Origin of the sequence: Paenibacillus tabacirhizosphaerae (assembly GCF_040812395.1) — a bacterium.
In the GTDB taxonomy this organism is placed as follows: Bacteria; Bacillota; Bacilli; order Paenibacillales; family NBRC-103111; genus Paenibacillus_E.
Window position 1 is genome coordinate 1 of record NZ_JBFNXH010000059.1, and the last position, 1,876, is coordinate 1,876.

At 46.4% G+C, this 1,876-nt stretch carries 1 protein-coding gene; it reads left to right on the plus strand.

Going from position 1 to position 1,876, the window contains the following annotated elements:
* Positions 1 to 1,876 (plus strand): SDR family NAD(P)-dependent oxidoreductase (locus ABRS97_RS27935; protein ID WP_367819443.1); only part of this gene is annotated, 1,876 nt, incomplete at both ends.

The following is a 1,876-nucleotide window of genomic DNA, read 5'->3' on the forward strand; positions in this document are numbered from 1 at the left end:
GGGCGTGTATCTGATCACCGGAGGAGCAGGCGGCTTAGGGCTTGTATTTGCCGAGGAGATTGCCGGGCGAGTCCCGGGAGCAGTTTTAGTGTTAACCGGCCGTTCTTCGCTAAATGAGGCCAAACGAACCCAATTGAAAGAACTTGAAAACCTGGGCGCGCATATCGTTTACCGGCAGGTCGATGTAACGGATAAACAAGCAGTGGCAGAGTTAATACGAAGCCTTCAGGAACAATTCGGAAAGATCGATGGCATAATTCATAGCGCCGGAGTGATTAAGGATAATTTTATTATTAAAAAGACGAAGGATGAATTTGTAGAGGTATTGGCTCCTAAAGTTACTGGATTGGAAAACCTGGATCAGGCAAGCCAAGATTTGAGACTGGATTTCTTTGTTCTTTTTTCTTCCTTGACAGGAAGATTCGGAAATATAGGGCAGGCAGACTACGCGGCCGCCAATGCCTTTATGGATGCTTATGCCGATTACCGTAACCGATTGGCCCAATTGAATTTACGCCATGGAAAAACGCTATCGGTCAATTGGCCGTTGTGGCAGGATGGCGGAATGAGCGTTGACCAGGAACGTGAAAAGCTGATGACGCAACACACAGGGATGATCCCTATGCGGACTCAGACAGGAATCCGCGCCTTGTACCAAGGCCTAGTATCGAGAAAAGATCAGGTCATGGTGATGGAGGGAAACATAGAGCAGTTCCGAGCTAATCTTTTCGAGCCATTTCATAATAAAGAAGGCACTAAAAACAAAAAAACGATTACTAACGATAACCAAACAAGATTAGCTATCGGAGAAGAATTGCTTCAAGAAAAAGTCGTAAATTATGTGAAAAGAATGCTATCTTCCGTCATCAAGCTGCCTGTGAATCGAATTGAAGCGGAAGCTGAGTTTGAAACATACGGAATCGATTCGATCATGGTTATGCAATTAACGAATCAATTAGAAAAAGAATTCGGTTCATTATCTAAAACATTATTTTTTGAATACCAAACTATTCAGGAATTGGCCGGGTATTTTCTTGAGGCACACCGGGAGCAGCTGCAGAAAATATGGGGGATTGCAGAAAAAGCAGCAACGACTGCCCAGGATCAAGACACTGGGGTAGACCGTGTGACGATTGCGTCTAAAAGCCATAGACGCCAACGGTTCGCTTCATTTAAGGGATCTCCCGCAGAGAGAGGGAACGAGGTAGTTGACGTTGCCATCATTGGGGTTTCAGGAAGGTACCCCGGGGCGAGAAATCTGCAGGAATTTTGGAACAATTTGCGGGATGGACGAGATAGCATCATTGAAATTCCTAAAGAGCGCTGGGACTCCAGCCTATACTTTGACGAAGATAAAACGAAACCCGGGAAGACGTATTCCAAGTGGGGAGGATTTTTGGAGGGGGTAGATCAGTTCGATCCGCTTTTCTTCCATATTTCCCCACGCGAAGCGGAACTGATGGATCCTCAGGAACGATTATTTTTAGAGTGTGTGTATGAAGCCATGGAAGATGCGGGGTATACTCGCGAAACATTGAGTTCGTACCGTGGATTAGGTCTTGAAGGAAACGTCGGGGTTTATGTCGGGGTTATGTATGAAGAGTACCAGCTTTTCGGAGCCCAGGAACAGATGCTGGGAAGACCGGTATTGTCAGGGGGAACCTTAGCTTCAATCGCCAACCGGGTGTCCTATTTCTTCAATTTCCATGGACCGAGCATGGCTGTGGAAACGATGTGCTCCTCCTCATTAACGGCCATTCATCTGGCTTGCCAAAATATCCAGCGGGGCGGATGCGAACTGGCGATTGCGGGGGGAGTGAATGTTTCTCTTCACCCGAATAAATATCTGAAACTTAGCCAAGGGAAGTTTATTTCC